This is a genomic window from Fusibacter fontis (assembly GCF_055378735.1).
In genome coordinates, this window is sequence record NZ_AP042445.1 from 2,431,597 (window position 1) to 2,455,379 (window position 23,783).

24 protein-coding genes, 2 rRNA genes and 1 other annotated feature are annotated in these 23,783 nt (G+C 37.8%); of the genes, 22 read left to right on the top strand and 4 right to left on the bottom strand.

The genetic code is table 11. From position 1 onward, the window contains the following. Positions 1-118: 118 nt before the first annotated feature. From ACZ41W_RS10855 to ACZ41W_RS10875, 5 genes are all read left to right on the top strand, one after another. Positions 119-3,034, top strand: a 23S ribosomal RNA gene (locus tag ACZ41W_RS10855). 327 nt (positions 3,035-3,361) lie between these two features. Then, positions 3,362-3,478 (top strand): 5S ribosomal RNA (rrf, locus tag ACZ41W_RS10860). 394 nt (positions 3,479-3,872) lie between these two features. Continuing rightward, positions 3,873-4,538, top strand: a complete 666-nt coding sequence (locus ACZ41W_RS10865; RefSeq protein WP_464311999.1) for a GntR family transcriptional regulator — start codon at positions 3,873-3,875, stop codon at positions 4,536-4,538. Positions 4,539-4,555: 17 nt separating this feature from the next. Next, a complete protein-coding gene (locus ACZ41W_RS10870) occupies positions 4,556-5,077 on the top strand; it encodes a 3H domain-containing protein (RefSeq protein WP_464312000.1) in 522 nt (173 codons plus the stop codon). Positions 5,078-5,393: 316 nt separating this feature from the next. After that, positions 5,394-6,467 (top strand): PTS sugar transporter subunit IIC, encoded by a 1,074-nt coding sequence (locus ACZ41W_RS10875; protein ID WP_464312001.1) that lies wholly within the window; start codon positions 5,394-5,396, stop codon positions 6,465-6,467. A gap of 202 nt (positions 6,468-6,669) precedes the next feature. On the opposite strand, the gene ACZ41W_RS10880 is transcribed toward ACZ41W_RS10875, so the two are convergent. Further along, positions 6,670-6,837 (bottom strand): uracil-DNA glycosylase, encoded by a 168-nt coding sequence (locus tag ACZ41W_RS10880; protein WP_464312002.1) that lies wholly within the window; start codon positions 6,835-6,837, stop codon positions 6,670-6,672. 156 nt (positions 6,838-6,993) lie between these two features. Here ACZ41W_RS10880 and murI point away from each other — a divergent pair, with 156 nt between their 5' ends. From murI to rsmI, 10 genes are all read left to right on the top strand, one after another. After that, positions 6,994-7,809 carry a glutamate racemase gene (murI, locus tag ACZ41W_RS10885; protein ID WP_464312003.1) on the top strand — a complete coding sequence of 272 codons (816 nt, stop codon included), beginning with the start codon at positions 6,994-6,996 and terminating at the stop codon, positions 7,807-7,809. Further along, entirely contained in the window at positions 7,799-8,038 is a 240-nt protein-coding gene (locus tag ACZ41W_RS10890) for a hypothetical protein (RefSeq protein WP_464312004.1), read from the top strand. Before murI ends, ACZ41W_RS10890 begins: the two co-directional genes overlap by 11 nt. 74 nt (positions 8,039-8,112) lie before the next feature. After that, the gene (locus ACZ41W_RS10895) at positions 8,113-8,343 is read left to right on the top strand and encodes a hypothetical protein (protein WP_464312005.1); all 231 of its coding nucleotides are present in this window, start codon (positions 8,113-8,115) and stop codon (positions 8,341-8,343) included. A 117-nt stretch (positions 8,344-8,460) separates the two neighbouring features. After that, positions 8,461-9,894, top strand: coding sequence for an aminotransferase class I/II-fold pyridoxal phosphate-dependent enzyme (locus ACZ41W_RS10900; protein WP_464312006.1), 1,434 nt, complete (start codon positions 8,461-8,463; stop codon positions 9,892-9,894). 43 nt (positions 9,895-9,937) lie between these two features. Next, positions 9,938-10,498, top strand: a complete 561-nt coding sequence (lepB, locus tag ACZ41W_RS10905; protein ID WP_464312007.1) for a signal peptidase I — start codon at positions 9,938-9,940, stop codon at positions 10,496-10,498. Between the two features lie 140 nt (positions 10,499-10,638). Further along, a complete protein-coding gene (locus ACZ41W_RS10910; RefSeq protein ID WP_464312008.1) occupies positions 10,639-10,962 on the top strand; it encodes a cyclic-di-AMP receptor in 324 nt (107 codons plus the stop codon). Positions 10,963-11,007: 45 nt separating this feature from the next. Continuing rightward, positions 11,008-11,859 (top strand): DNA polymerase III subunit, encoded by an 852-nt coding sequence (locus ACZ41W_RS10915; RefSeq protein WP_464312009.1) that lies wholly within the window; start codon positions 11,008-11,010, stop codon positions 11,857-11,859. Then, a complete protein-coding gene (locus tag ACZ41W_RS10920; protein WP_464312010.1) occupies positions 11,860-12,768 on the top strand; it encodes a PSP1 domain-containing protein in 909 nt (302 codons plus the stop codon). An 84-nt stretch (positions 12,769-12,852) separates the two neighbouring features. After that, entirely contained in the window at positions 12,853-13,641 is a 789-nt protein-coding gene (locus ACZ41W_RS10925) for a tRNA1(Val) (adenine(37)-N6)-methyltransferase (protein ID WP_464312011.1), read from the top strand. A gap of 11 nt (positions 13,642-13,652) precedes the next feature. Then, positions 13,653-14,498 (top strand): 16S rRNA (cytidine(1402)-2'-O)-methyltransferase, encoded by an 846-nt coding sequence (rsmI, locus tag ACZ41W_RS10930; RefSeq protein WP_464312012.1) that lies wholly within the window; start codon positions 13,653-13,655, stop codon positions 14,496-14,498. A gap of 39 nt (positions 14,499-14,537) precedes the next feature. On the opposite strand, the gene ACZ41W_RS10935 is transcribed toward rsmI, so the two are convergent. The 3 genes from ACZ41W_RS10935 to ACZ41W_RS10945 form a co-directional block, all read right to left on the bottom strand. Continuing rightward, positions 14,538-14,780 (bottom strand): AbrB/MazE/SpoVT family DNA-binding domain-containing protein, encoded by a 243-nt coding sequence (locus tag ACZ41W_RS10935; protein ID WP_464312013.1) that lies wholly within the window; start codon positions 14,778-14,780, stop codon positions 14,538-14,540. 133 nt (positions 14,781-14,913) lie between these two features. Then, a complete protein-coding gene (locus tag ACZ41W_RS10940; protein ID WP_464312014.1) occupies positions 14,914-15,402 on the bottom strand; it encodes a hypothetical protein in 489 nt (162 codons plus the stop codon). A gap of 150 nt (positions 15,403-15,552) precedes the next feature. Then, a complete protein-coding gene (locus tag ACZ41W_RS10945) occupies positions 15,553-15,936 on the bottom strand; it encodes a YxiG family protein (RefSeq protein ID WP_464312015.1) in 384 nt (127 codons plus the stop codon). 238 nt (positions 15,937-16,174) lie between these two features. Continuing rightward, positions 16,175-16,405, top strand: a binding site (T-box leader). Between the two features lie 109 nt (positions 16,406-16,514). Here ACZ41W_RS10945 and metG point away from each other — a divergent pair. The 7 genes from metG (at position 16,515) to ACZ41W_RS10980 (ending at position 23,603) form a co-directional block, all read left to right on the top strand. Next, complete coding sequence (gene metG / locus ACZ41W_RS10950; protein ID WP_464312016.1) at positions 16,515-18,470, top strand: methionine--tRNA ligase; 1,956 nt, start codon at positions 16,515-16,517, stop codon at positions 18,468-18,470. A 175-nt stretch (positions 18,471-18,645) separates the two neighbouring features. Further along, complete coding sequence (locus tag ACZ41W_RS10955) at positions 18,646-19,416, top strand: TatD family hydrolase (protein WP_464312017.1); 771 nt, start codon at positions 18,646-18,648, stop codon at positions 19,414-19,416. 62 nt (positions 19,417-19,478) lie between these two features. Beyond that, positions 19,479-20,051, top strand: a complete 573-nt coding sequence (rnmV, locus tag ACZ41W_RS10960) for a ribonuclease M5 (RefSeq protein WP_464312018.1) — start codon at positions 19,479-19,481, stop codon at positions 20,049-20,051. A 12-nt stretch (positions 20,052-20,063) separates the two neighbouring features. Continuing rightward, on the top strand, positions 20,064-20,936 hold the full coding sequence (gene rsmA, locus ACZ41W_RS10965; RefSeq protein ID WP_464312019.1) for a 16S rRNA (adenine(1518)-N(6)/adenine(1519)-N(6))-dimethyltransferase RsmA: 873 nt from the start codon (positions 20,064-20,066) through the stop codon (positions 20,934-20,936). 2 nt (positions 20,937-20,938) lie between these two features. Then, entirely contained in the window at positions 20,939-21,487 is a 549-nt protein-coding gene (locus ACZ41W_RS10970) for a GNAT family N-acetyltransferase (RefSeq protein WP_464312020.1), read from the top strand. Positions 21,488-21,507: 20 nt separating this feature from the next. Beyond that, on the top strand, positions 21,508-22,365 hold the full coding sequence (locus ACZ41W_RS10975) for a DegV family protein (protein ID WP_464312021.1): 858 nt from the start codon (positions 21,508-21,510) through the stop codon (positions 22,363-22,365). Positions 22,366-22,400: 35 nt separating this feature from the next. Next, entirely contained in the window at positions 22,401-23,603 is a 1,203-nt protein-coding gene (locus tag ACZ41W_RS10980; RefSeq protein ID WP_464312022.1) for an HD-GYP domain-containing protein, read from the top strand. The last annotated feature ends 180 nt before the right edge of the window (positions 23,604-23,783 follow it).

A 23,783-nucleotide genomic window follows, 5' to 3' on the forward strand; every position in this document is an offset into this window, starting at 1 on the left:
CATATAGAGAAGACATGAAAAAAGTGTAAAAAAAGATCGAATGATGACACAGTAAGTCACAACGCTCTAGAAACTAACGTTTCTCACGAGCGCATGATGACATTACGTGCCACATGTAGGTCAAGTTAATAAGAGCATAGGGCGAATGCCTTGGCACTAGGAGCCGAAGAAGGACGTGGTAAGCTGCGAAAAGCTACGGGGAGCTGCAAGCAAGTGTAGATCCGTAGATGTCCGAATGGGGAAACCCGGCTGGAGTAATGTCCAGTCATCCATAGCTGAATACATAGGCTATAGGAAGGGAACTCGGGGAACTGAAACATCTAAGTACCCGAAGGAAGAGAAAACAAAAGTGATTTCCAGAGTAGTGGCGAGCGAAATGGAAAGAGCCCAAACCTGAGTCTTCGGACGAAGGGGTGTGGACAGTCAACAAAGCAAAGCTGTATCTTAGCAGAACTACTTGGGAAAGTAGGCCGAAGAGTGTGAGAGCCACGTAAGCGAAAAGAGAAGGTATGCGAGACTGATCCGGAGTACCACGAAACACGAGAAATTTTGTGGGAAGCAGGCAGGACCATCTGCCAAGGCTAAATACTACCTAGTGACCGATAGAGAATAGTACCGTGAGGGAAAGGTGAAAAGAACCCCGAGAGGGGAGTGAAAAGAACCTGAAACCCTATGTTTACAAGCAATGGAAGTTCGTTAAAGAACGACCATGTACTTTTTGTAGAACGGGCCAACGAGTTACGTTATGCAGCAAGGTTAAGTTCTTCAGGAACGGAGCCGCAGCGAAAGCGAGTCTGAAAAGGGCGAAATAGTTGTATGGCGTAGACCCGAAACCGGGTGACCTATCCATGTGCAGGGTGAAGCGAGGGTAAAACCTCTTGGAGGCCCGAACCCATATCTGTTGAAAAAGGTTGGGATGACATGTGGATAGCGGAGAAATTCCAATCGAACCCGGAGATAGCTGGTTCTCCTCGAAATAGCTTTAGGGCTAGCCTTGAGGTAAAGAGATACGGGGGTAGAGCACTGAATGACCTAGGGGCTTTCACCGGCTACCGAAGTCTATCAAACTCCGAATACCGATATCTTATACTCAGGAGTCAGACTGTGTGTGATAAGATTCATAGTCAAAAGGGAAACAGCCCAGACCATCAGCTAAGGTCCCAAAATGTAAGTTAAGTGGAAAAGGATGTGGAATTGCACAGACAACTAGGATGTTGGCTTAGAAGCAGCCATACATTTAAAGAGTGCGTAATAGCTCACTAGTCGAGTGATTCTGCGCCGAAGATTACCGGGGCTAAAACTTACTACCGAAGCTATGGAATTGCTTAGGCAATTGGTAGAGGAGCATTGTATATGGGGCGAAGCAAGATCGTAAGGACTTGTGGACTGTATAGAAGAGAGAATGTTGGCATGAGTAACGAGAGACGGGTGAGAATCCCGTCCGCCGAAAACCCAAGGTTTCCTGAGGAAGGTTCGTCCGCTCAGGGTAAGTCAGGGCCTAAGCCGAGGACGAAAGTCGTAGGCGATGGACAACAGGTAAAGATTCCTGTACCACCGAGAACCGTTTGAGAGAGGGAATGACACAGGAGGTTATGCTAAGCGCACGATTGGTTGAGTGCGTCCAAGCAACGAGTCTGAGAGGTAGGCAAATCCGCCTCTTGTAAGGGTGAGTTGTGATGGGGAGTGAAAATAGTAGCGAAGTAGCAGATATCACACTGTCAAGAAAAGTTTCTATCGAGGGAGCAGGTGCCTGTACCGTAAACCGACACAGGTGGGAGAGTAGAAAATACTAAGGCGAGCGAGAAAACTATTGTTAAGGAACTCGGCAAAATGACCCCGTAACTTCGGGAGAAGGGGTGCCGACTCAGGTTCAGAGCTAGAGTCGGCCGCAGAGGATAGGTCCAAGCGACTGTTTACCAAAAACACAGGTCTCTGCTAAATCGAAAGATGATGTATAGGGGCTGACGCCTGCCCGGTGCTGGAAGGTTAAGGGGAAGTGTTAGAGCAATCGAAGCACAGAACTGAAGCCCCAGTAAACGGCGGCCGTAACTATAACGGTCCTAAGGTAGCGAAATTCCTTGTCGGGTAAGTTCCGACCCGCACGAAAGGCGTAACGATTTGGACGCTGTCTCAACAATAGACTCGGTGAAATTGTAGTACCGGTAAAGATGCCGGTTACCCGCAGCTAGACGGAAAGACCCCGTGGAGCTTTACTGCAGCTTGGCACTGGATAATGGTATATCATGTACAGGATAGGTGGGAGACTGAGAAGTTAGGACGCTAGTCTTAGCGGAGTCGCCGTTGGGATACCACTCTTGATATAACGTTATTCTAACTATGACCAGTTACCCTGGTTTAGGACAATGTCAGGTGGGCAGTTTGACTGGGGCGGTCGCCTCCTAAAGAGTAACGGAGGCGCCTAAAGGTTCCCTCAGCGCGGTTGGAAATCGCGCGAAGAGTGTAAAGGCAAAAGGGAGCTTGACTGCGAGAGAGACATTTCGAGCAGGTACGAAAGTAGAGCTTAGTGATCCGGTGGCACCGCATGGAAGGGCCATCGCTCAACGGATAAAAGCTACCCCGGGGATAACAGGCTTATCTCCCCCAAGAGTCCACATCGACGGGGAGGTTTGGCACCTCGATGTCGGCTCGTCTCATCCTGGGGCTGAAGTAGGTCCCAAGGGTTGGGCTGTTCGCCCATTAAAGAGGCACGCGAGCTGGGTTCAGAACGTCGTGAGACAGTTCGGTCCCTATCTGCTGTGGGCGTAGGAAATTTGAGAGGAGCTGTCCTTAGTACGAGAGGACCGGGATGGACGAACCGCTGGTGGATCAGTTGTCATGCCAATGGCACAGCTGAGTAGCTAAGTTCGGACGGGATAAGCGCTGAAGGCATCTAAGCGCGAAGCCCCCCTCAAGATGAGATTTCCCATCCAGAAATGGAGTAAGATCCCATGAAGATAATGTGGTAATAGGCCTGAGGTGTAAGTGCAGTAATGCATTCAGCTGACAGGTACTAATAGATCGAGGACTTGACCTAACGATCCAAACACTTTTGAATGAACCTCTATATGTGATTTTCAGGGTCTGATGACCTAGGGTATAATAACCTAGGGTTTGATAACCTTAACTTTGTGTAGATTCTTTTATGTGAAAGCATAAATGATTTATATAAGGAGCGAATATATGTTGTGCGTAAGCAATCCGCAGGACGAAGTCCGAGGACGCTTGCTGAAGCAGAAGCATATATGAGCGTAGCCTAGTCAATTTGCTTCGCAAACTGACCTACGGCTGAAATTGTAAACAAGCCTAATCAGTTTTTCTACGAAAAACCGACCTACGGCAAATTTTACTACGTAAAATTTTATCTAGTGATGATGGCGGAGGGGAAACACCTGTTCCCATACCGAACACAGAAGTAAAGTCCTCCAGCGTCGATGGTACTTGGCGGGTAGCTGCCTGGGAGAGTAGAACGTCGCTAGTTTTAAAAAAGTTCTTGATTGATTTCAAGAACTTTTTTTATTGCTTTTTTTGATAGTTTGTTTAGTGGTGATCGAGACATTGAAATTTTACTTAATTGTAGCAGCATTTATCTAAGAAAACTAGAATGTTTATTTGTCTAGTGAGAGTCAATTGTTAAAAAACAAGTACCATTAACTAATATTAAGCAATAATAGAAAACATATTTTTACATTAATAACTTAATAAGCAATAGTAGTTTTGAACTGAGAAAGTAAAAAATTTATAATATGAATAGGTTGTAAAATCTGAGAAAGCTAAGTTACTTGACACCCTAAATAATAATGGATAGAATAAAGTATGATAAGTTAGTGAAATTGTCTAATTCATTGAGATAGATAAATTAATCGGAGGCTACTATGGATCTTTTTGATCAAAAGAAAGAAAATAAATCGCTCACTTCATTAATATTTGAAAAAATAAGAGAAGATATATTGAATGGACGATATGCATGTGGCGATAAGTTAGTAGAAATTAAATTAGCAGATGAATTAGGCGTTAGTAGAACACCAGTAAGGGAAGCGCTTAAACAGCTTGAACTGGATGGTCTCGTTGATAATATTCCAAATCGAGGTGTCGTAGTAAAAGGAATTACAAAAGAAGATATTGATGATATTTTGACTATAAGGCTATGCATTGAAGGGCTAGTGGGACAATGGGCTGCAGAAAGAATTACGGATATAGAGATAAAACAGTTAGAAGAAATTTATGACTTAATGGAATTTTATTCAAGTAAAAAAGACGTAGACAAGTTATTTGAGTTAAATACAAAATTTCATGAAACGCTTTATCATATTGCAAAAAGTAGATATTTAGAAGGAATACTCAATGATTTTCAACTTTTTATCAAGTCAGCTCGAAATAGTTCTTTAAAAGTTGAAGGGCGGATGGAGTGTGCTCTTGATGAACATAAAAATATTGTAAATGCGTTAAGAGAACATGATGTTGAGCGAACAAAAGAAGCACTCATTAAACATATAACCAATTCGAATAATAATATTAAGAGTTTAGTTAATTTTGGTTAGTTGATACTGGGGGAAATATGTCCGAAGAAAGACGTAAGGCAATTAAAGAAATCATTGTTAGTAGCTCTGAACCGATTACTGGAACTGAGTTGGCGGATATTTTTAAAGTTTCAAGGCAAGTCATCGTTCAAGATATCGCACTTTTAAGAGCAGCTGGCGTTTTAATTATGGCGACAACAAATGGTTATATGATATCAAAATCAGATAATAAAAAACAATTAATCAAGACCTTTATTTCAAAACATGAAGGTCTTGATCAACTTGAGGAAGAGTTACAGATTATTGTAGAATATGGTGGTAAGATTATTGACGTCATTGTGGATCATCCAGTTTATGGTGAAATTATTGGAAATCTGTTAATTAATGATAAAGCGGATATTCAGAGATTTATTGAAAAAGTGAGGTCTTCTAACGCGAAACCACTTTCAATCTTAACAAGCGGTGAGCATTTTCATACAATTGAAGTACCAAGTGAAAAAATTTACAATTTGATCATTCAAGAGTTATCAAGAAAAGGTTTTGTTAATGTGGACAATTAACGGAAAATCACTTTTTATTCACAGGCGTCATTAAAGTCAATTGTAAGTCTGAATTTTATAGTTTTGTATTTAGGAACGATTTTTTTTATCACCATGTGACAAGACACATGTTATGTCACATAGTTAAAGATTAAATTAGTACTGAATGAATTAGAATAAATTAGAATGAACTAGAATTAATTAGATTTGATTAAGATGTGTTAGATTTAATTTTAATAAGATTAACTTTGATATAGTTACTTAGAATAGGGTACTTATTATAACATTATTTGTATGAGGACTATCGATAGAAGGATTATTTTAATGAATAAGGAGGATGTGCAACAGAAATGCACAGATGGTTAGTGCTAAAAAGATGCACGAATTGTATATGAAGAATTATTTGATTAAAACATTAAATGGTATGGCTTTAGGTTTATTTTCTTCATTAATAATTGGATTAATTCTTAAGCAAATTGGTGAATTAACACATATATCAATGCTTGTGAATTTTGGCCGATTCGCTCAAGTCATGATGGGGCCAGCGATTGGAGCAGCTGTAGCAAATAGTGTTAAAGCGCCGCCACTTGGTATTTTTGCATCTATTGTTGCAGGTGTCATTGGCACGGGTTGTATCACTTTTAATGAAGCTGGACAAATGCTTATTACGATTGGTGAACCATTGGGTGCGTTTGTATCGGCTTTAGCTGCTGCAGAATTTTCAAAATTAATAGCAGGTAAGACGAAAGTAGATATCGTATTGGTACCAGCTGCAACAATTCTAATTGGTGGGATTGTAGGTGTTTTAGTAAGTCCTGTGATTGCCACTTTTATGAAAAGCATTGGCGAAGTGATTAACACAGCTACGGAATTGCAACCTATCCCAATGGGAATTATAGTTTCTGTACTTATGGGAATTGTATTGACATTACCGATAAGTAGTGCAGCTTTGGCTATATCTCTTGGTTTATCTGGAATTGCGGGTGGTGCTTCCCTTGTTGGGTGTTGTTGTCAAATGATTGGATTTGCAGCGATTAGTTATCGCGAAAATGGTTTTGGTGGAGCGATTGCTCAAGGTCTTGGAACATCGATGTTACAAGTTCCAAATATCATTCGCAATCCAAAAATTTGGATACCACCGATTGTTGCAAGTGCTATCTTAGGACCTATTAGTACAACTTTGCTTCAGATGAAAAGCAATAGCATCGGAGCTGGTATGGGCACAAGTGGCCTTGTTGGTCAATTTGGTGCATATGCTGAAATGGGTGCTGAGCTTGGAAACGTAAAATTTATTGTACTAGTTGCGATTATGCATTTTATTTTACCGTTGATTATTTCATTGGGAATTAGTGAATGGATGCGTAAGAAGAATTGGATCAAGTATGGAGATTTAAAATTAGATCAGAATTGATAAACTGGATAATAATTATAATATTAGATTAAATGGATCTATTGAATTAAATTAATCTATTGAATCAAATGGATCTATTGGATCAAAATTGCTAAAAGGGTTTTTCTGGTGGATAGATTAGGGAATTAAAATAAATAGATGGTTCTTTCAAATGAGTACATGCTGAGTGAGCAGTCATGTAAATTACATTCAAAAGAATCATCTATTTTGTTTTGGATTCGTATGCTTGACAAAAGTTTCCAGAAGATTGGTAGACGATGTCGGATGGCAGGTAGAAAGATTTAAAACCAAACTTTTTACAGCCATTTGGATTTTTAGGATCCCATGTAATATAATAATATTTGCACGTTTTGCAATTGATTTTTTCCATAGCTACTCCTATTGTGTTATAAGAGAATTATAACGCGTACAATGAGGATTTACAATTGTTATCGGGCATGTGCCGTGAATTATTGTCATGAATTATTATTGTGAATATGCTATAATGGTGTGTAGCAATTAAGTGTTAGAGATGGTGGTGTTGATTTTGGATAGAGATAATCAAAGTAGAACGGATTCGGTTCATAAGAAACAAAAAATTGGCATTTTTGATTCGGGTTTGGGAGGCATTTCTGTTTTAAGCGCAATTAAGAAAGTGCTTCCAAATGAATCGTTTTTATATATTGGAGATTCTGCGCATGCTCCTTACGGCATCAAGACGAAGGAAGAAGTCTTTGAATTATCAAAAGGCATATGTGATGAAATGATTGAAAGTGGCGTAAAGGCTATTGTCATTGCATGTAATACGGCGACAAGTGCTGCTGTATCGCGATTAAGAGATTTGTATGACATTTCAATAATCGGAATGGAGCCAGCTGTTAAACCGGCGCTTGAGCAAGTTAAAGGGAAAATTCATGTTTTTGCTACTGAGATGACGTTGAAAGAAGAAAAATTCCAACGATTGATTGATCAACTTGGTGATGGACATAGAATTGTTAAGGTACCGGCTCCTATATGGGTGGATTGCGTGGAAAATCATTTAGCCGATGAAACCTATGTTAGACGATGTGTTTATGATTATTTGGAAGAACATGCGCCAAAATCAGATGGGATTGTTTTAGGATGTACGCATTTTATCTTTTTAAAGAAATATATTCTAGAGTATTATCAGAATCAAATTGAAATATTTGATGGCAACATGGGAACGGCGATACAATTAAAAAACACACTTCATTCAAGTCATCTTATAAATGATTCGCAAGAACGTGGCACTATTGAAATTAGAAATACTAAATCAGAAGAGTATGTACAAAAGTCAAAAGAATTGTTGGCGATTTTAGAGGAGGTTTCGAGTGAATCCTAAACTGATTGAGCTAGTAAATGAAAAATTGAGACTTATTTTAGAGGAAGCAGTTTTTGATGAGTCTTCTGAACAATTGTTTCGATTACACTATGGCATAGATTGTAAGCGACTTGAGCCTAAGGCAATTGCGAAAGAATTGAAAATGCCTCAAAAAAAATTAAAACTCGAGCTGATTAAAATAGATAACAAAGTTTTTAATATATTGAAAAAACATGATTTGTTCGAATAATGTTCATAATCATGTATGTGTCGATAGATCGCAGAAGTTTATAAGTAAACGAATCTGAGAATGGGATGGTGTACATGGCAGTTTTCGAATGGGTTGCATCTGGTATTGTAATAGTGTTTTTTCTATCGTTGTTTTTTGTATCCACACGTGATTTGTTTCGAGACATCATTTATTATAAGAAAAAACAACAAAATGTTAAACAGTTACATCAACATAACAAAAGAGACAATAGAAAAAATAGCATGAAGAAAAACAGTATGAAGAAAAACAGTATGAAGAAAAATAACATAAAGAAAATAACATAATAAATAACATGAAAAAATGAGCTGGGGTTATAAAAAAAATCGATGAATCATACAGTGAGCGAATTATACAGTGAGCGAATTCCACATTAAACGAATCATGAACATGGAGGGGTGTAAATGCGATTAATTCAGGCGTTAGAGTCAATCGTAAATGAAAAATTAATATCATTTCATATGCCCGGCCACAAGAATGGTCGTTTGACAGCCTTAAATGATGATTATTTGAAGTATGATATCACCGAAATACCAGGTGCAGATCATTTACACGATGCAGAGAGTTGCATTCGCGAGACAGAGCAAGCGATTTCTGATTTTTATCAGTCGTATGAATCTCATATGTTGGTAAATGGGAGTACGGTTGGTATTTTGAGTATGATCCTTGGATGCACAGAGCCTGGCGATAAAGTTTTGGTGAACAGAAATGCTCACAAATCCATATATAATGCTATTGAAATGAATAATTTAATTCCTATATACATGTATCCTGAAGTTGATAATGAGTTTGGAGTACCTCAGGATTTTATATTATCAGAACATTTAAAATGTAAAGATTCTGTTGCGGATGTTAAAATTTGCATTTTAACCTATCCAACTTATGAAGGGTTATGTTATTCTATTGAGGACATGATTGAATTTTGTCATGCCAATAAAATACCTGTCTTAGTGGATGAAGCACATGGATCGCATTTGATTTTACACAAAACAGGTCCTAAATCTGCTCTTGAATTAGGTGCTGATGTCGTTGTTCAAAGTTTTCATAAAACCTTGCCTGCGATGACACAGACGTCTTGTATTCATTTTTCTAAAAATGCAGTTTTAAATGATTTTATGAAGGATCGCATTCGATGGTATTTAAAGAGTTTACAATCGAGCAGTCCATCCTATGTATTAATGGCATCAATCGATTCAATGCTGACAATTATGGAAAAAAACGGAAGCTCGCTTGCACATGCGCTAGAAAATCATGTTCAGGATTTTTATACTGAAACGAGTCAGTTGAAATACATGAGATTTTATCATTTTAAGCAGATGGATATTACTAAGATGCTTTTAGTGATTCCCAAAGCCTATTATTGTGAAGGGGTATTTGACGGTCCGTCAATTTCAAGAGCTTTACGTGAAACGCATCGAATTCAATGCGAGTATGAAACGAATAATACGATTTTGTTTATGACGAGCATTGCCAATATGAAGTCGGATTTTGATAAGCTCAAATTAGCGTTATTTGAGATTGAACACGCATATGGTCAATGGATCGCGGAACCATCTGAAAATCAAGGATTCACACTAAAACAGACTGGACAAATCGATTATAATGCCATGTATCAATTTTTAGAAAGGCATAAATGTCAACAACTGAGTGTGTATGACGCGATTCGTCAACCCCGAGAATGTCTCGAGATTGACGATGCAGTCGGAAAAATTTCTTGTGAATATGTGACACCTTATCCTCCTGGAATCCCAATAATTGTGCCAGGTGAGGTCATTAGCGAGATGGTGATTCAGTTGTTTCCAAAAGAAAAGACTCGGATTGAGGTAGTTAAGTGTTAAATAGAAGTGCCCCTGTGGGTAAATATAAGAATGAGGTGCGGTAATGACCAAAGTTAAAAATGAGTTAATGGAATGGGTACAAGCGATATTAATTACACTAGTGATCTTTTTAGTTTATAATTTTTTCTTTGCAACAACAACAGTTTATAATACCTCCATGTATCCAACTCTTGTGGAAAAAGATATGCTGTTTATGTTGAAAGTAGGAAATATTGAACAAGGTGACATTGTCTCATTTAAATCGCAGTTAACACTTTCGAAAGAAGATTATGACAATCTCAATTTTTTGCAAAGAATTATGCATAAAGAAGGAGAGCGTAAAAATTTAATTAAGCGAATTATTGCAGGACCAAATGATACAATTGAAATTTCTGAAGGGGTTGTAATTGTTAATGGATCTGTACTTGATGAACCTTATATCAGCACAACTACTAACAAAGATGTTCCACTTCAAACCATTCCTGAAGGAAAGTATTTTGTCATGGGTGACAATCGAAATGTAAGCTACGATAGCCGCGAAATGGGATTTGTCGATGAAGAAGACATTATTGGTAAAGTCATCTTTAGATTTTTACCATTTAATAAAATCGGTGGCGTTGAGTAATTATTCTGCTCTGTCTGTACTTGATTGAGTCTGTGTAAACGCATTCTCAAAAAATGAGGCTTAAAAAATGAGTGAAGAACACATGATGTGGTATACTATAAATGAGCACGATTAAGTTTCCATAGAATGGAGGAGTTCATATGAAATTAATTATTGCAATTGTTCACGATGAAGATGCACATTCGTTAGTCAAAAAACTAACCAGTGCAGATTTTGGTGTAACAAAACTCGCTTCAACAGGTGGTTTTCTTAAATCCGGAAATACAACGTTGATTATTGGAATTCCTAAAGAGCGAGTGGATGAAGCGCTTAAAATTATTGAAGATACATGTAAAACTCGAAAAGAAATTACGACGACGACTTCTTTAATGGGAGACAATAGCGTAATGGGGATGCCACTTGAAATATCCGTAGGTGGTGCAACTGTATTTGTGATGGATGTTGAAGAGTATTTAAAATTGTAAAAATCACGGCAAGTAAAATCTGAGAAAAGTATTGGAATTGAAAAAATGAGTGTTATGAACTTTTTTAGCGAGGCTATTAAGCATCATCATTTGTCTCACAGCTATTTGATGGTGGGTTCAGCAGATGATGAAATCGCTAAGCAAATTGCAAAAATGATTTTATGTAAACAGGAACACACAGGTTGTGGTTCCTGTTCGTCATGTAAAAAACTGGATTCAGGCAATCATCCGGATTTGTTGATGATCACGCCTGATGGTGCATCTATTAAGAATGAGCAAATTGAGTCTTTTCAAGAGTTCATATTCATTAGGCCTTTTGAGAGCGATTATAAAATAGTCATCTTTAATGAGGCACATTTGATGACGGATCGTGCTCAAAATCGCATGTTAAAAGTATTAGAAGAGCCGCCTGAATATGCTGTTTTTTTGTTGTTGACTTGTCAACCGGAGTTGTTGCTAGACACTGTAAAATCAAGATGTCAAACATTTATCATATCGGACTTGACTTCATGTTCACAAACGGACGACGCGGTCAATAAGGCAGTGGATTTGATTTATAGTATTTGTAAACAAGATGGTGGGCGCATTTTTGAATATGGTCATTTACTCAAGCAAGATAAGACCTCAATTTCTGCGTTTCTATATAGTTTTTCATCCGTTTTAAGAGATGTATTAGTTTTTAGAGAAACACATAATTATCAATTGATTCACAATGAAAATTTATCTATACTTAATTATAAAGAAGTCATTCGAAAATCATCTGAGTGTATTTCAAGAAAATTGAATTTAGAACTCATTCAATTAATAGAAGAAATTGATCAAAAAATCAAAAGTAATATGAATTTTGATCTTACTGTGGACAAGTTGTTGTTCAAGTGTTTAAATAGGGAGGCATAGATGATCACTGTTGTAGGTGTGAGATTTAAAAAAGCAGGTAAAATATATTATTTCGATCCATTAGATGTAGCAGTGAATCAGGGTGATCATGTGATTGTTGAAACTGCAAGAGGTATTGAGTATGGGGAATGCGTTATTGGAAAAAGAGAGATTCCTGAAGAGCAGATTATTAGCCCATTAAAACCTGTTTTAAGAGTTTCAACAGAGGAAGATGATTCGAATCACCAAAATAATAAAGTGAAAGCAGAAGAAGCGATGCGTGTATGTGCAGAAAAAATTGAGGCACATTCACTCGATATGAAGCTAATTGATGTAGAGTATACATTTGATAATAATAAAGTAATCTTCTATTTTACAGCTGATGGAAGAATTGACTTTAGAGAACTTGTAAAAGATTTAGCGGCAATTTTCAGAACGCGAATCGAACTTAGACAAATTGGCGTTCGGGATGAATCAAAGATGGTTAAAGGACTTGGACCTTGTGGTCGAGAAATTTGCTGTGGAAGTTGGCTCGGCGATTTTGCTCCTGTGTCTATTAAAATGGCAAAAGATCAAAATTTATCCCTAAATCCAGTGAAAATTTCTGGTTTATGTGGCCGTCTCATGTGTTGTTTAAAATACGAGTACGATACGTATGTTCAAATTCGTATTGGCATGCCAAATCGTGGAGACAAAGTAAAAACGCCAGAAGGCAATGCCTTGGTCGTGGATACCAATATCTTGCTCGAACAGGTAAAAGTGAGACACTATCTTAAAGATAAACCTGAAGAACTCAGTGAAGATTTAGTGGTTTATACAAAAGATGAAATCAAAGTGGTAGAAGTGAATCGAAATTCAGCACCAGCAGCACCGACTTTATTAACAACTGAACCTGTTGATTTTGCAGAACTTAAAAAATTAGAAGACTAATAATAAAGGCGTTTTGAGAGTTGATTTTCAAAACGTCTTCTTATGTCAACTTTTAATCGTGCAATTTTTTATGGAGATTGAATAATGGAATTTGAAAAGTGGCTAAAGCCCAATGAACGCATAGATGATTTGCAGTTAAATGGATTGAAAATCATTCAAAATCCTCAAGGCTTTTGTTTTGGGATTGATGCAGTACTTTTATCGCATTTTATTAAATTAAAATCAAAAGAACAAGCAGTTGAATTTGGAACGGGTACAGGGATTATTCCCATTTTACTAACGGAAAAAGGAAGTTTTAGTAAGATTACCGCGTTTGAAGTTCAGGATGAAGTTGCCAATATGGCCAATAGAAGTGTTGAAATGAATGGATTATCGGATAAAATCCAGATTATTCATGACAATTTAAAAAATTCAAGTCAGTACATCGAAAATGGATCGATGGACGTTGTGTTCACAAACCCTCCATATATGTCGGGAGAGGGAGGACTTCAAAATGAGGATCTTAAAAAACGGATATCGCGTCATGAGATTCTTTGTAATTTAGAGGATATTCTCTCACAAGCGAGTAAATTATTGCGCTTTAGAGGGCGTTTTTATATGATTCATAGACCCAACCGAATGGTAGATATTTTGACTTTGTGTCGCAAGTATAAACTTGAACCTAAAGAAATTCGCATGATTCAGCCCTATTATGATAAAAAACCCAATATTTTTTTACTGATGTGTTCTAAAGGGGGGCAATCCGATTTGAAATTTATGGATCCGTTGATTGTCTACGAGAGAAATGGGCAGTATACAGATGAAATCTACGACATTTATCGAATGGCTAATATCAGTGTTTTTGGAGAGCAAGCAACTATTGATTTGAAGTAAGAGGAGTTTATATGGCTGGAAAGCTTTATTTATGTGGAACACCTATTGGCAATTTAGAGGATATTACGTATCGCGTATTGGAAACGCTCAAAGCTGTAGATGTCATCTACGCAGAAGATACACGGCATTCGTTAAAATTACTCAATCATTTTGGAATTTCAAAACCTTTATATAGTTATCATGAGCACAATCAAGAGATTGCTGGGAAAGATATTTTGCATAAAGTACAAAATGGTGAAAGTGTTGCTTTGGTTACAGATGCAGGGATGCCTGGTATTTCGGATCCTGGCGAGGGTCTTGTTCGATTGTTTATCGAAAATGATCAATCGTTTGAAGTGATCCCAGGTGTGACGGCATTTACTACTGCGCTAGTTGGATCTGGTATGGATACAACACGGTTTGTATTTGAAGGATTTTTAAGTCGTGATAAAAAACAAAAAAGAGCATTACTTGAGAAAATTGAAAAAGAGACACGAACGATTTTATTTTACGAGTCTCCCCATCGATTAAAGGATACTTTAAAAGTGATGTTAGATGTACTCGGGAATCGCAACCTTGTGTTAGCGAGAGAACTTACTAAGAAGTTTGAGTCGTTCCACCGTGGAACCATTGAATCGATCTATGAGTATTACCAAGAAAATGACCCTAAAGGTGAGATGGTATTAATTGTTGAAGGGTATATTGAGAATGAACGGGATTTGATGAAATATGATCCCGATGAAACGGCAATTGAACACGTTCGAAGATTAATCAAGACGGGGATTGATAAAAAGGATGCGATGAAAATCGTGGCATCCGAACGTCATTTGAAAAAATCGGATGTCTATGCGATGTTACTTAGCGAAGATGAACAATAAAAAAAGGCACAGATGTAAAAACATCGGTGCCTTTGCTTTCTAAAAGTTTTTAATTTCATCCACGCATGCAGGACAAATATTTTTACCCTTAACCATTTTCACGCCTTTTGCTTGACCACAAAATACACAAGCGGGTTCATATTTTTTTAGGATAATGGTTTCGCCTTCAGTAAATATTTCTAAAGCATCTTTTTCGCCGATTGTTAATGTTCTTCTTAGTTCAATTGGGAGAACTACTCTTCCTAGTTCATCTACTTTTCTTACGATTCCTGTCGATTTCATTTTTACCTCCTAAGAATTCATCTCTTCTTCATAAAACATGATAGTATAATCCGATTTAAAAGTCAACGCACGCATTGGAAAAAGAAATAACATTAAAAAAACATTTTTGTAAATAAATGGTAAAATATGGACGTTACTCCATTTCACTCTCCGTACTTTGAGTATGATCCTTTTCTTTTGCCTTTATAATTGTCTCATTGACGTCGTTAGCTGCCTCTTTGATATCTTTTACTTTTTTAGAAAAGTACTTGTCATAAAGGACTTTTCCAATGGATACAGAATGCATAAATGAAGCCAATCCGTCTGCAAATCCTTTATTTTCCTTTATTGTTCCAGTAACAGATTCAGTCGTTTCAGAGATGTTATCGATAGTGGTTCTGAACGATTGGATATCGTGAGCCACTTCACTTGAAATGACTTCTGCGTGTTTTGCAAGTTCCGGAACGACAGCCATGGTAGAATCAATACTCGTTTTGTTGTCATCGACGATGAGGTTGACGCTTTTTACTATTTTTAAAACACGACGTAAGATGAGTATCAGGTAGACAAACAAAGTGACTAAACTGCCCCATAAAATCAATAATAATAGATCTTTAAACGTAAAAACCAATTGACTTTCCATAGTGCCTCCTAAGGATTTTATTCAATGAGTCTTGGGTGACTCAAAATAATGCATATCTAATAAAGATTATACATCAAAAAAGTCACAAAAGAAAGAATAAAGGGCTTCATTCACAATGCGAAAGAAGCCCCTTGAATCATTTGTTTTCAATTAACGAACGCGAAATTCTTGGTTGTTAATGCTGATTTTACTTGCGTCGATAAATAAAGAAGAATCATTGATGTTTACGGCAAAGTTTGGGATTGAGACAAAAATTTCTTCTTCACTCTTTGGGTTGACTGCAGAAAATTCACCAAACCCGTATAGATCATAGGAAATGGTATTGAGACTATCACTTGTAAACGGAATCTCAGATGGTGTATCGTGGTCGATATAATAAAAGGCCTTCACGTCTTTAAAGATGATTTCACCTTCTGTTGAAGCCTCGTTATTCATAACAGCCACAGAAATCACATCGGAATCTGTATCTATATTGACGGAATTTATTTTACCTTTTGCGTAGTGGTCGAGTAATGGATGAAACTGAGTAATCATTTAACACCTCTTAATAACATAAATAGGGAGATATCAAGCTTAAAATCTTGAATCATGTCCTCGGGTTTTTTGTATTCTGTTTTTATATATTGTATGTTTTAATAGTTGAACATACAACATATAAAAACTAGTATATTAATATCATATAATAGAAGACTTAGCAATATGTTTTTTAGATGTTACAAAATTTTTAGGTTGCGGATTCCCCCTAGCTGTGTTAAAATTGCCATAATTAGAGGAAAAAGTAAGGATAGGAAGAGTAACTTGACAAGCGTTTTTAGAGAGTCGACGGTTGGTGTAAGTCGATAACGGGAGCGAGTGAACATGGCCCTTGAACTGATTGTGTGAAGGTATTGAGCACATTCCGGATTGTACACGTTATCGTACGGTTGACAGAGTCAACATGAGGAAATTGCAGTGATGTAATTTCGAAATAGGGTGGTAACACGACGCATGCTTCGTCCCTTTGCTGGGAGGAAGTTTTTATATTTTTTGGATAAAATTAAGGAATGGGTTAAGCAACTAGAAAAAACGAGTGAGATGTTTATTAAAGGAACACATAGAATTAGGAGGTATATATGTCAAAAGGAACTTATTATGTAACAACTCCCATTTATTACCCGAGTTCAAAGCTTCACATTGGACACACCTACACAACGGTTGCTGCGGACGCGATTGCGAGATATAAACGCGCAACTGGTTATGATGTGATGTTTTTAACGGGTACAGATGAACATGGTCAAAAGATTCAAAATGTTGCAAAGGACAAAGGATTGCATCCAAAGGCATTTCTAGATGAAGTGGTAGCGGATATTAAAAAATTATGGGCGACAATGGAAATTTCATATGATGATTTCATTCGAACAACAGATGCCGATCACGAGAGACGCGTACAAGAAATTTTTAAAATTCTTTATGAAAAAGGCGATATTTATAAAGGTGAGTATGCAGGACTTTACTGTACACCATGTGAATCGTTCTGGACAGACTCTCAATTAAAGGATGGAAACTGTCCTGATTGTGGCAGACCTGTACAAATCACAAAAGAAGAAGCGTATTTCTTTAAGTTATCAAACTATCAAGATAGGCTATTAGAGTTATTTGAAAAGAATCCCGATATACTTGAGCCGAAATCGCGCATCAATGAAATGGTGAACAATTTCATCAAACCAGGTCTTGAGGATCTGTGTATTTCTCGCTCGACGTTTGATTGGGGAATTCCGGTTCCGCTTGATGAAAAACACGTGATTTATGTATGGTTGGATGCGCTTAGTAACTACATTACAGCACTTGGATATCCTGAAGTGAAAGATGGAAAATTTGCGAAGTATTGGCCTGCAGATGTGCACCTTGTAGGAAAAGAAATCGTGCGTTTTCATACGATTATCTGGTTTGCAATTTTAATGGCGCTGGATATTCCAGTACCGAAAAAAGTATTTGGTCATGGATGGATATTACTCGAAGGCGGAAAAATGTCAAAATCCGTTGGAAACATCGTTGATCCAGTTGTTCTAATTGACCGTTATGGGGTGGACGCGCTGAAATACTTTTTACTTAGAGAGTATACATTTGGTCAGGATGGTTTATTTACGAATGAAGTTTTACTCAATCGTATTAATGCGGACTTAGCCAATGATCTTGGAAACTTGGTATCGAGAACGATATCCATGGTGGAAAAATATCGAGATGGCATTGTACCGAAAGCAGTAGAGGCAACCGCTTTTGATGCAGATTTAGTTGCGATTTCCACTCAAGCGAGCCGTTTGGTGGACAAAAAACTCGATAATCTCGATTTCTCTGGTGCACTTGAAGAAATTTGGAAAGTAATTCGTCGCACGAATAAGTATATCGATGAGACAATGCCATGGGCTTTGGCGAAAGACGAAGCGGACGCGCCCAAATTAGATGCGGTATTGTATCATTTAGTTGAAAGCATTCGATTGATTTCTGTGTTGATACAACCATTTTTATTCCACACATCACGTAAAATTTGGGAACAAATTGGCATCGCTGAAGGTCCACTCACCGAATGGGATACGACGTCTCAATTTGGCGTATACCCAGTGGGTACGAAAGTCGTAAAAGGAGAAGCACTTTTCCCAAGAATTGATATAAAATTGGAACTTGAAGCACTTGAGGCGCTTTCTAAAGCACAACAACCTGCTGTAGAATCAAAAGAAACAGCAGCACCTAAAGTTGAAACGAAACCGATCAAACCTGAAATAACCATTGACGATTTTGCAAAGGTCGATTTGAGGGTGGCAAAGGTACTTGAGGCGAAAAAACACCCAAGCGCAGATAAATTGCTCATATTGACGTTGAAAGTAGGCGAAGAGACGCGGCAAGTTGTTTCTGGAATAGCAAAACACTATACTCCAGATCAAATGGTTGGAATGGACGTTATTCTCGTTGCCAACTTAAAACCGGTAAAATTGAGAGGCGAGTTATCGCAGGGAATGATTTTAGCCGCAACAACTGGTGAGCAACTCGTACTTGTAACGGCGACGATTGAAGATGGAAGTTGTGTTTCGTAACAATTGATTTAAAATATAGGTTTTGTATAAAAATTCATGCTAAGTTCAAAAATACCTCTACCAAAGAAGTGGTGGAGGTATTTCTTTTTTGCGAATAATCAGGCATAATAGAAAGTGTATCCATCTGTAAAAAACAAGGTTGTATCTGAACAAAAAATGGATATTTGGAGGAGTAATGATGTTATTTGATTCGCATTCACATATAGATGCATCTCAGTTTGATTCAGATCGAGAGCTCGTTATCAAGCGTGCTCAAGAACACGATGTATCATTTATCGTCAATCCAGGTGCAGATTTTGAATCGAGCGTACATGCAATTGAACTTGCTGAAAAATATCCATTTATCTATGCGGCAGTTGGTGTTCATCCTCACGATGCAGAATCTTTAGACGACCAACTATTGATGATGTTAGAACATTTAGCAAAGAAAGACGTCGTAAAGGCCATTGGAGAAATTGGACTGGATTATTATCGCGACTTATCGCCGAGAGAGGTTCAACAAAAATGGTTTGTCGAACAAATTCGCATGGCGAAGCGATTGAAATTACCGATCATTATTCACGATCGAGATGCCAATGAGGATGTGCTGAAATTTCTTAAGGAAGAAAAAGCCTTTGAAACAGGCGTGTTGATGCATTGTTTTTCTGGTAGTAAGGAGTTGGCAAGACAGTATGTCAAACTCGGAGCGATGATTTCGATTGCAGGGCCATTGACGTATAAAAATGCAAGAAAGACCGTTGAAGTTGTGGAAGAAGTCCCTCTGGATCATTTGCTGATTGAGACAGATGCACCCTATTTAACACCTGAACCTAAACGTGGAAAGCGCAATGAACCGATGTTTGTACGCTATACGTGTGAAAAAATGGCGGAAATAAAAGGCATTTCATTTGAAGAGATGGCAAGAATCACGCTTGAAAATGCAAAGAGATTTTTTCGCATTGGTTAAATGCATTTAGCCATTATTTGAAGAAGTGAAGATTGAAATATATATAATGAAGGAAGAGTTTTGTGAAAGAACGAGAACTAATTAAAGAAACCATTATTGTTGAGGGAAAGGATGACGAGTCGGCGGTAAAACGTGCCGTTCAGGCTGAAATCATCATTACACATGGTTTTGGTATTTCTGAAGGAACCTTTAAGCGCATTGAGCATGCTGCTAAGACCACTGGCATCATCATATTTACAGATCCAGACTTTGCTGGAGAACGTATTCGAGAACGCGTTTCAAAACGAGTGAAAGGCAATTGTAAACACGCTTTTCTAAGTCGTAACGAAGCAGAGTATAAGGGCGATATTGGTATTGAAAACGCTTCACCAGAGGCGATTGTCGCTGCACTTGAAAAAGTACGAACATTGAAATTAAATACGGAGAATCTTTTTTCAAAGACGGACCTTTTTATATTTGAGCTTGAAGGCTTTGCACATTCACAAGAGAGAAGAGATGCGCTTGGAAAATTGCTAGGAATTGGTTATTGTAATGCGAAACAATTTCTCAATCGCCTCAATCATTATGGTGTGACACGAGAAGAATTTATTGAATCGATTGAAAGGTTGGGTTATTTAAACCAGTCAAACGACTAAGAAGGAGCTACTATGGAGCGATTAACCTCGCCAAGAACAATTAAGTATATTATGGAGAAATATGGGTTTAAATTCAGCAAAGGACTTGGACAAAATTTCATCATTGATGAAAATGTCTTAACGCGAATTATGGAAGGATCAGAAATTTCGAAAGAGGATGTGATTTTAGAAATTGGCCCTGGAATTGGCGTAATGACAGATGCGCTTTGTGAACATGCTGAAAAGGTCGTGTCCATTGAAATTGATAAGACGCTGATTCCCGTATTAAGTGAAACGGTGGGGCATCATCAGAATTTGACCATCATTCATCAAGATGTTTTAAAAGCAGATGTCAATGCGATTATAAAAGAAGCGTTTGGTACAAAGCGTCCGAAGTTAATTGCTAATTTACCGTATTATGTTACGACACCGATCATTATGATGTTTTTAGAAGAACGCGTGCCGGTTTCGGACTTAATCGTCATGATTCAAAAGGAAGTCGCTGATAGAATTTTAGCTAAACCTTCTACAAAAGATTATGGCGCGCTATCAGTGGTGGTGCAATACTATACAGAACCAAGTATTGTTACCAGAGTTTCTAGAGGTTCGTTTATGCCGATGCCCAATGTGGATTCTACGGTGATTCGACTTAAAGTGAGAGAGTCGGCACCCGTTCAACTCGATCACGAGGAGACATTTTTCCTAACGGTTAAAGATGCGTTTGGAAAACGCAGAAAGACACTTTTAAATGCTCTATCAAGTGGATTTTTGGGAATTTCAAAGATTCAAGCAAAGCAAGCGCTGGATGCAGTGGAAATTCCAGAAAACACCCGTGGTGAAGCATTGACGATAGACGAATTTGCAAAACTTTCAAATGCAATTTATAAGGTGAAGTTCGGAGGTTAACCATGTATAGAATTGTCGAGACAGAACGGTTATTTTTAAAAGTTTTAGATGGCACACACGCTGAGACTGTTCTCAAGTATTATCTCGACAATAAGGACTACTTAATGCCTTGGGAACCCATGCGCACAGAGGGATTTTATTCTCATGAGTTTCAAGTGATGAGTTTGAATTTGGATTTGGCTGCATTTGAAAGAGGCGAGATGCTTAGATTTTGGATTTTCACAAAGGAACGAGACGAACTGATTGGTACGGTGGCTTTGACAAATATTATCCGCGGGGTTTTTAAGTCCTGCTATCTAGGGTATAAATTGTCAGAGCGCTATGTCGGTCAATCTTATATGACAGAAGCCGTGAAAAAAGTCGTTGATATAGCATTCAATGAGCTCAAATTGCATAGAATTGAAGCCAATGTCATGCCGCATAATCATCCGTCCGTCAAAGTTGTGACAAAGCTAGGGTTTGAATCAGAAGGCATTTCAAAAAAATACTTAAAAATTAATGGAACATGGGAAGATCACCAACGCTTTGTTTTAATTAACGACAAAGTGTAAACAGACTAATGGAGGCAGCTATGAGCATTAAAATTGTTACAGATAGTGCGAGCGATTTGCCACGCACATTAACCGAAGAGTTGGGAATAGAGGTATATCCAATTGTTGTATTTGTCAATGATCAAGAATATTTAGATGGCGTGACGCTTTCATCTGATGCGTTTTATGAAGAGATGAAAAAAGGCAGTGTGGTGAAAACCGCTCAAATTCCTCTGGCGTATTTTATCGAAAGATTTGAATCCTACGCAAAATCAGATGACGAATATATTTACCTTGCGTTTTCTTCTGTGCTTTCGGGTACATATCAAACAGCCATGTTAGCTTATGAAGAAGTTAAAGAATCTTATCCTCATTTCAACATGACGATTGTCGACACGAAATGTGTATCGCTAGGACTTGGCGTAATCGTCGCAGAAGCGGCGACGCTTGCAAACAATGGGGCAACGGTGGAAGAAATCGTTGCATATGTTCGCAAAACCACCCCACACATGGAACACGTTTTTTCAGTGGACAATTTAGAATATTTGTTTAGAGGGGGACGTGTGACGCGATCACAAGCATTTATCGGGAATGTTTTAAATATTAAACCGATTTTACACGTCGTAGATGGCGCATTGGTGCCATTTGAAAAAGTAAAAGGTAAGAAAAAAGTACTCAGTGCATTTTTTGACTATATTGAGAAAAATGGTAAGGATTTAGATCGTCAAATTGTGGGCATTGCACATGCACTCAATGAAGCAGATGCAAAATTGATTCAAGAACATTTTGAGACGGTATATGGTACAAAGCGATTTATTGTGAACCAATTGGGTTGTGCAATTGGTGCGCATTGTGGTCCAGGATTGATTACATTGTTTTTCAAAAATGAGATAGAGTGACCGCCTAAAATATAAGAAAGTTGATGGTGAGAAGCGTGAGAAAGGTTGAATTTAACGAGTTAGTTGAAGGGATGATATTGGCATCACCAATAGTAGATGCGGAAGGTATTGTCGAGCTGTTAAGTAGAGGAACAAAATTATCACAACGCCACATTGCGTTGATTAACAAAATGGGCATCATGGAAATCTTTATTATGGAAGCGGAAGATGAGCCATATGAAGAAGTGACGATGAATCTTAACAACTTAATTAAATCAGCTGATGCAAAAGGCAATAATTTTGATTTGGAAAAATTATTAAGTGACCTTGAAGAGATTGATCAACATGTTTACGAACCTGCACAAAGAAGTATTGTGAATCGAAACATGGAGATTAATGTACTCACGGGTGAAGGAAATGTCCCGATTGACATAAAACACAAACGCGCAATTGAAGATAATAAAAATGTTTTCAATCAAATTCGCGATGAAGGTGAGTTGGATTTAGAGCGTATTCGTAAAAATGTGGAAGAAACACTTCCAGATATGATACGAAATAATGACGTGCTGATGAGATTGAAACAATTAAAACAAACAGATGATTATACGTTTGAACATTCGATTCGCGTGTCCATTTTAGCGTCTATGATTGGCAAATGGTTGGGATATTCTCACGAAGAAATCTTAGAACTTGGAGAAGCAGGGCTACTATTTGATATTGGAAAACTCAATATTCCTGAGTTTGTACTCAAAAATCCAAACAATGTTTCAGTGGACGAATATGAGCTCATCAAAAAACATGCGCAGTTTGGATATAGCATTTTATTGAGAACTAAGGGTGTTTCGAGCAATATTAAATATGCAGCGTTACATCATCACGAGAGACTTGATGGATCTGGCTATCCACTTCGATTGAGAGAAAATCAAATCCATGATTTTGCAAAGATTATCATGGTGTGTGACGTGTTTGATGCACTGATTACGGATCGTCCTTATAAAAAAGCCATTTCACCACTGATGGCAGCGGATTATTTGTCATGGTACAGTGGAAAGTTGTTTGATTCTGAAGTTTGTTATGTTTTTATTAACAAATTGGCTGAGTATTATATCGGAAAAGATGTCCGGTTGACGAACGGCAAAGAGGGGCGTATCGTCTATGTAGATGCCAATTACCCGACTCGACCAACGGTTAAAGTAGGTGAAGATTTTGTCGATTTAGCCAAGGATCGTTCTGTCCATGTCGAGGCAATATTATCATAAGGACGATTGACATTTTGGTTAAAATTCATTATACTTTCAGTAATTAAATAATATGCGATGATTTGGGATTCAGTAAAAAGACACGTTGAATGAAGAGATCTAGGTGGGTGGTGAAAACTTAGACAATGTTATTTTGAATTACACCCCAATAGCTTAATACGAAAGTGTTACGTACACAGG